At 70.7% G+C, this 7,037-nt stretch carries 4 protein-coding genes; 2 read left to right on the forward strand and 2 right to left on the reverse strand.

The genetic code is table 11. From position 1 onward, the window contains the following. Positions 1-95: 95 nt before the first annotated feature. Complete coding sequence (locus tag QFW96_RS30110; protein WP_281459147.1) at positions 96-2,597, reverse strand: helix-turn-helix transcriptional regulator; 2,502 nt, start codon at positions 2,595-2,597, stop codon at positions 96-98. Positions 2,598-2,851: 254 nt separating this feature from the next. Between QFW96_RS30110 and QFW96_RS30115 the strand changes: the two genes are divergently transcribed. Both QFW96_RS30115 and QFW96_RS30120 read left to right on the forward strand, forming a co-directional pair. Continuing rightward, a complete protein-coding gene (locus tag QFW96_RS30115) occupies positions 2,852-3,373 on the forward strand; it encodes a DUF5134 domain-containing protein (RefSeq protein ID WP_281459148.1) in 522 nt (173 codons plus the stop codon). Positions 3,374-3,513: 140 nt separating this feature from the next. Continuing rightward, positions 3,514-4,437 carry an ABC transporter substrate-binding protein gene (locus QFW96_RS30120; RefSeq protein ID WP_281459149.1) on the forward strand — a complete coding sequence of 308 codons (924 nt, stop codon included), beginning with the start codon at positions 3,514-3,516 and terminating at the stop codon, positions 4,435-4,437. 66 nt (positions 4,438-4,503) lie between these two features. Here the strand turns inward: QFW96_RS30120 and QFW96_RS30125 are convergent, their stop codons facing one another. Further along, positions 4,504-6,885: a glycoside hydrolase family 3 protein gene (locus QFW96_RS30125; RefSeq protein ID WP_281459150.1), complete on the reverse strand. Its 2,382-nt coding sequence runs from the start codon at positions 6,883-6,885 to the stop codon at positions 4,504-4,506. Positions 6,886-7,037 lie beyond the last annotated feature (152 nt).

The following is a 7,037-nucleotide window of genomic DNA, read 5'->3' on the forward strand; positions in this document are numbered from 1 at the left end:
AGAGCAGCTGACTCTTAATCAGCGGGTTCGGGGTTCGAGTCCCTGTTGGCGCACACGACGAAGCGCCCTCCGCCATTCCGGACGAGGGCGCTTTCTCATTCCCGCCCCTCTTTCACCCATTCCCCGAACTTGACGGCGAGCTCGACCCGGGAGGCGCAACCGAGCTTGGTCCGGGCCCGAGCCACGTGCGAATCCACGGTGCGCACCGAGACCACCAGCCGCTCGGCGACCTCGCGGTTGGTCAGCCCCTGAGCGACCAGCTCCGCCACGCGCAGCTCGGCGGCGGTCAGGCTCCCCCACCCGTGCTTGGGCCGGTCCCGCGACCCGGTCGCGCCGCGACGCACCCCGTAGGAGCGCAGCGCGGCCCCGGAGCGGTTGATCTCGCGGTCCGCTGCCAGGTTCGCGTAGTGGTCGATGGCGATCTGGTCGGCGGCCTTGGCCTCGGCCGTCTTGCCGGACGCCGCCAGCGCCACGGCGGCGTCCTCGGCCGCGTTCGCCGCGGCCATCGGCAACCCGGCGTCGGCGAGGTTCTTGGCGGCGCCCAGCAGCAGGTCCACATCGCCGTCGATCAAGCCCTGGCAGTAGAGGACCGCGCTGTAGGGCTCGGCGGACTCGTCGGTCTGGAAGTTCCGGAGCTGGTCGAGCAGCACTTGCGCGAGTTCACGATCACCGCCGGCCAAGGCGATCCGGACCAGGGGCGCCGCAACCGGAGTCATCGCCGGATCGTCGCGATCCCACACGTCGGAGCCCTCCACCAGGTTCCGCACGAGTCCCAACGCCTTGTCGATGTCGCCGACCGCCTCGGCGATGATCGCGCGAGCGCAGTTGATGAGCGAGTCGTAGAGATGCCTGAGAGGACCACCGAGCTCCTTCTCGGCGAGTTCGATGTGCAACTGGGCGGCCGGAAGGTCCCCTCGCTGCAGCAGGATCAGAGCAGCGATGGCGTGCTGCGGCCCTCCGAGCCCGTACAGGTCGGGCAACTCCGCCGCCGCTCTGATCTCGGCGAGCGAATCGTCCCAGCGGCCGAAGTTGTACGCGATCACCGCCGCACCAGTGCGCAAGAGCGGCAACATGCCCATGCCCACCTGCTCTGCCAGCGGCCTGCCCCGTTCGAGCACGTCCAACACCCTGATGTCCTGGGTGATGTCGAGCGCGACCACCCGCATGAACAGCGCCCAACCCCGTTGCAGCGGATCCTCGGCGACGCTCAGCAGCGCCTCGGCTCGATCCAGGGCGGCGAGCGCGCCGGTGAAATCGCGCTGGAAGCTCAACGCGATGGCCTCGAAGTTGAGCAGGCTCAACTCGACGATCGGGTCGTGCGGCGCCGCAGGCGCTGCCTGTTCGGCGGCGCGCTGCATTCCGTCCAGGTCCGCGATGAGGAACCTGGCGAGCCCGTCCAGCACGGCCAACCGGGCGGGCAGCTTCCCCTCTTCCCGCTCGGCGTCGAGGATCTCGATCGCGCCGGCTCCGTCGAACTCGCCGATGGCGATCTTCGCCAGCACGGCCCGCAACCGGTGCCGGACCTGCTCGTCCGGGCGCACGACCAACCCCGTGCCCGCGCTCCGGCGGGCCTGCTCGGTACGTCCCGACCACAGCTGCGCTTCGGCCAGCGAGGCGCCGATCCGGTGCCGCTCGGGGTGGCCCGGCGGAAGCCGGTCGGCGGCGCGGGCCAGCAGGTCGACGACGAGCAGCGGGTGCTCGGCGGCGAGCCGCTCCGCGTGCTCGGCGAGCCAGTTCACGACCCGGGAATCGAGGGGTGCGTGGACCAGGTGCGCGGCGACGTCCTCCGGCGCGGCGTCGCGGGAGGCGAGTGCACGCGCCACCGTCCCGCGCAGCCCGGCCGAGGTCGCCACCAGGTCGTCGCGCAGCAGCGGGTACCGCACGCTCACCCGACCGTCGACCTCGACGACCAGGCCCAGCGCGGCGAGTCGCCGGATCGCGGCCAGCACCTCCGCCGGGGAGCGCTCCGCGACGGAGGCCAGCTCGTCGACCGAGGCCCGCTCGCCGAGCAGGGAGGCGTACCGCAGCACGCCGGCGTCGTCGCCCGCGAGCCCAGTCGCCCAGCCGGTCACCTGCGCGGCGCGGTCGGGTGCGGTCAACCTGCTGAGCAGCCACGGGTTTCCGCCCGCTTCGGCCACCTCGGCTCCGGTCATCGCGCGAACGGCCGCCGCGTCCAAGGGCTCCAGATCGTGCGTGGTCGCCGAGCGGTCGAGGGCCGCGAAGCGCTCCGGAGTCGCCCCTCGGTGACGTCCGGCGAGGATCAGCAGGCTGCGGTCGGCCACCTGCTCGGCCAGCTCGTGCAGGGCCAGGAGGGTGTCGTCATCGGCGCGGTGCAGGTCGTCGAGGACGACCAGCGCGGGCTCGTCCCAGCTCACCGGACCGGTCGAGAGCGGGGTTCGGCCCGACGGCACCAGGACCGGAAGCCGATGGGTGCGCATCCCGGAGTCCCGGGCCGCGGCGCAGTGCGCGTCGAGCAGCGCGGTGATGCCCATCCCGGGGTCGGCCCGCACCACGACCAGCGCACCGCGACCGGCTCGCGCGGCGGCGGTGGCCTCCTCCAGCAGCCGGAACGACTCGTCTCGCCCGAAGATCTCCACGTCTCCACCACATCGCCTCGCCCGAACTCCGTCGCAGCGTAGCGAGTTCGCACCCCTCGCAACCCCGAATCGGTGAACGGGCTTCTCGGACGGGAGCGCGCGGCAGGGGCGACGGGGATCCACAGTGGACGTTCGGCGGCATCACCACGCCGGGTCACCACCGCTTTGCGGAAGTCTGCTCGCAAGGCGGTATCTGCGAGCGGCCGCGATCTCAACAATCGATCACGGCACGGCTCAGGCGGCAGTGGAGGGGCATGTTCGAGCAGGTCATGACCGGCACGGTCATCGCGGCCACGGCGACAGCGCTGGTGCGGCTCGGACTGCGCCGGCGCGCGCTCTGCCACGTCGACGTCGCGCAGCTGCTGATGGGGCTGGGCATGATCGCGATGTACCTGACCCCGTCCCCGCTGCTGGCCGCTCCGTTCGTGGCCTTCGGCTGCTGGCTGGGGTTCCGCGCTGCGCGCACGCGCACGAGCTCGTTCCTGCACCACGCGATCGGATCGCTGGCGATGGCCTACATGTTCGCCGGGCAGCAGACCGGACCCGCCGGCACGCCCCTGATCGCGGCAGGCCACCACCACGGACCGGTCACCGTCGCCGCGCAGACCCCGGGCCTGGTGCTCCCGCTGCTCGCCTGGGCGCTGATGAGCTACTGCGCGCTCGCCGCCGGATTCGCCGCCACCGACCTCGTCCGACCCCCGCCACCGCGCGCCCGCTCGGTGATCGAACTGGTCCTCTCGGCATCGATGGCGCACATGTTCCTGGTAATGCTCTAGACCAAAACCGCAGGTAAGCAGGCGCTGACAGTTTCAGCTGCTAATGATCACTATTACAAGCACCGGGTCTTCTCGGAACCCGTCTGCCAGGTTAGGCTACCCAAACTTTTTCACGATTCCGACAGATTGGGTGTCCCCCCATGCTGCGTCATCGCAGACTTCTCGCGGCGCTGTCCGCCGTGTTCGCCCTGGGAGTCGCCGCGTGCGGCTCACCGGCCTCCGACCAGCCCCCGCCGCCGCAGTCCCGCGTCGTCCAGCACGCCAAGGGCCAGACCAACATCACCGGAACGCCGCAGCGCGTCGTCGTCCTCGACACCGGCGAACTGGACTCCGTGCTCGCCCTCGGCGTCAAGCCCATCGCCACCGTGCTGCCCGACGCCAACACCCAGATCCAGCCCTACCTCGCGGAGAAGGCGGGCAACGTCGAGATCGTCGGCACCATCGGCTCCCCCAACATGGAGAAGATCGCCGCCCTCAAGCCGGACCTGATCCTGTCCAGCAAGACCCGCGACGACGAGCACTACGACGCGCTCAGCAAGATCGCGCCCACCGTCTTCGCCGAATCCGTCGGCAAGACCTGGAAGGAGAACTTCCTCCTCGACGCCGACGCGCTGGGCAAGCGCGCCGAAGCCGACAAGATCCTCGCTGACTACCAGGCCCGCGCCTCCGAGGTCGGCAAGCAGGCCGCCGGCCGCAAGGTCAGCATGCTGCGCTTCATCCCCGGCGACATCCGGCTCTACAACAAGGGCTCGTTCATCGGCACGATCCTCGCCGACGCCGGGTTCAACCGGCCCGACAACCAGCTCGGCGACAAGACCTTCACCAAGCTCAGCCGCGAGCAGATCTCGCAGGCCGACGGCGACATGCTGTTCTACGGCGCCTACGGCGACAACGCCCGGCAGCAGATGGGCGAGGTGACCCGCTCGGTGCAGTGGACGACGCTCAACGCCGTCCGCACCGGCAAGGCCGTCGAGGTCCCCGACGACACCTGGTACCTCGGCCTCGGACCGGTCGCCGCCGGGCTGGTCCTCGACGACCTGGAGAAGTTCGTCGCCCAACCCTGATCCGGTCCAGCCCCGATCCGGTCAGCGCTGATCCCGTCAGCGCTGATCCCGTCAGCGCTGATCTCCTCAGGGCTGGTCCGATCCGGGCACGACGTCGAGGCGGAGGTCTCCTGCGCTGCGTCCGACCCGCAGATCCCCGTCACAGGGCTCGACCGGCACGGTCACCTCCGCCTCGGCCCCGGACTCCGCGGTCACCACCGCGAAACCCACCAGCCGCACCGGATCGTCGGCGTAGACCTGGACGACCTCGCGGCCGGCGTGGTCGCCGGTGTTGCGCAGCTTCACCACGACCGCGTCGCCGTCGCGGGACGCCTCGTCGTAGGACCACGACGTGTACCCGAGCCCGTGCCCGAAGCAGAAACCCGGTGTGACGCCGCGGTTCTCGTAGGCGCGGTAACCGATCAGCGGGCCCTCCGAGTAGCGCAGAGCCCCGTCCACCGGCTGCACGCCCGGCAGCGGCACCGGCACGTCGGCCAACCGGGCGGGCAGTGTCGTGGGCAGCCTGCCACCGGGTTCCACCGCGCCCAGCAGCACGTCGGCCAGCGCGTCGCCGTACTCCTGGCCGCCGAACCACGTCCACAGCACCGCCGGCGCGTCCGACGACCACGGCATCAGCACGGGACCGCCCACGTTGACCACCACCACCGTGTTCGGGTTGATCGCGACGACCTGCGCGACCAGCTCGTCCTGCTGTCCCGGCAGGTCCAGCGAACCGCGGTCGCGGCCCTCCGTCTCGACCTCGTCGTTGGTGCCGACCACGACCACCGCGACGTCGCAGTCCCGCGCCGCCCGCAACGCCGCCTCCAGCTCGGTGGCGTCGTCCCAGCCCTCCGCCCGATGCCCGAGGCCCACGGCGATGAGGTCCGCGTCGATCTTCTGCGGCGTGAACTCCACCGTCAGGCAGGCCCGGCCCTTCCCGTCCACGTCCGAGTCGACGAGCACGACGTTGAAGCGCTGCTCCGGCGGGGCCAGCATGTCGCCCAGCGGGTCGTCGGCTTCGCCCTCGGCGGCGACGTCGGTGGTCAGGACCTCGCGGCCGGAGATCTCCACGCGGAAGTGCCCGGTGCCGTTGACGCCGAACACGTGCTCGCCGAGCTCCAGCGACAGACTTCCGCTCATCCGCAGCTTCCGGGTGCCCTCGGGCATGGCGCCGAGCTGCCAGATCAGGCGTTCCGCACCGCGCAGCTCGCTGCTCAGCACCTCGTCGTTCTCGCCCAGGTACTCCACCCGCAGACCGCTGCCCTCGCCCTGCGGGTCCAGGATCTCCTCGCGCGGGATCGGATCCAGCAGTCTGCGATGCCGGACGCCGCGCCGGTGCTGGATCTCCGCGTTCGGCAGGGCCTTGCGGAGGCCCTCCAGCGGCGTCACCACGTGCGGTGGGCTGACGTGCGAAGAACCCCCGCCCTGCACCGCGGGGAAGGTCGCGTTCTCGCCGATCACGGCGATCTTGGCGATGCCGGGATCCAGCGGCAGCAGCGCTTTCTCGTTGCGCAGCAGCACGAAACCGCGGGCCGTCAGGTCCCGGATCACCGCGCGGGCCTGCTCCGGAGGGCCGTCGTTCACCGGCGCGCTCCTCTCCTCCTCGCCCAAGGCACCGACCCGGTCGGCCAGGCGCAGCAACCGCAAGACCTTGTCGTCGAGGACCTCCTCGGCGACCTCGCCGTCCTGGACGGCCTCGGCCAGCGCGCCCTCGGCCCACGGGCTCTTCGGACCGGGCATCGCCAGGTCCAGCCCGCCGTTGGCGGCCGGAGCGCACGTCCGGGTCGCGAACCAGTCCGAGACCAGGACGCCGTCGAAACCCCACTCGCCCTTGAGAACCTCGTTGACCAGCAGCGAATGCTCGGTCATCGTGTGCCCGTTGACCGAGTTGTAGGCGGCCATCATCGCCCACGGGCTCGCCTCGGCAACGATCCTGCGGAACGGCTCCAGGTAGCAGTCGCGCAGCGTCCGCTCATCGATCACCGCGTCGTAGGTGAAGCGCTCCGTCTCGCTCTCGTTGCCCACGTAGTGCTTCGGCGTGGCCGCGACGCCCCTGGACTGGATGCCGGCGACGATCCGCGCGCCGAGCACACCGGTCAGCAGCGGGTCCTCGGAGAAGTTCTCGAAATGCCTGCCGCCGAACGGGCTCCGGTGCAGGTTGATCGTGGGTGCCAGCACGACGTGAACCCCGCGGCGGACGGCCTCGTCGCCGAACAGCTCGCCCGCCCGCGTCACCGCGTCCCGATCCCAGGTCGCCGCCAAGCCCGACGCCACCGGCAGGAGCAGCGAGGTGTCGCGCTCGTCCCAGGTCGTGCCCCGGACGCCGTTCGGTCCGTCCGACAGCACCAGCCGGCGCAACCCGACCTTCGGTTCGGGGTGCAGCGTCCAGAAGTCGGCGCCGGTCACCAACCGGGCCTTCTCCGCCACGGTCAGCTCGCCCACCAACGAACGGAGTTCGTCCTCGTTCACTCCCGTGCCCCTTCCACCCGGACTCCGGGGGCAAGTCTCGACCACCAACCGGAAGCTGTCGAGCTCAGAACGCACGAAACGGGGCCGGTAGAAGTTTCCTTCTACCGGCCCCGTTGTAAGGAATGTGTCGGCGGTGTCTTACTCTCCCACAC

It is taken from the genome of Saccharopolyspora ipomoeae (assembly GCF_029952525.1).
Classification (GTDB): Bacteria; Actinomycetota; Actinomycetes; order Mycobacteriales; family Pseudonocardiaceae; genus Saccharopolyspora; species Saccharopolyspora ipomoeae.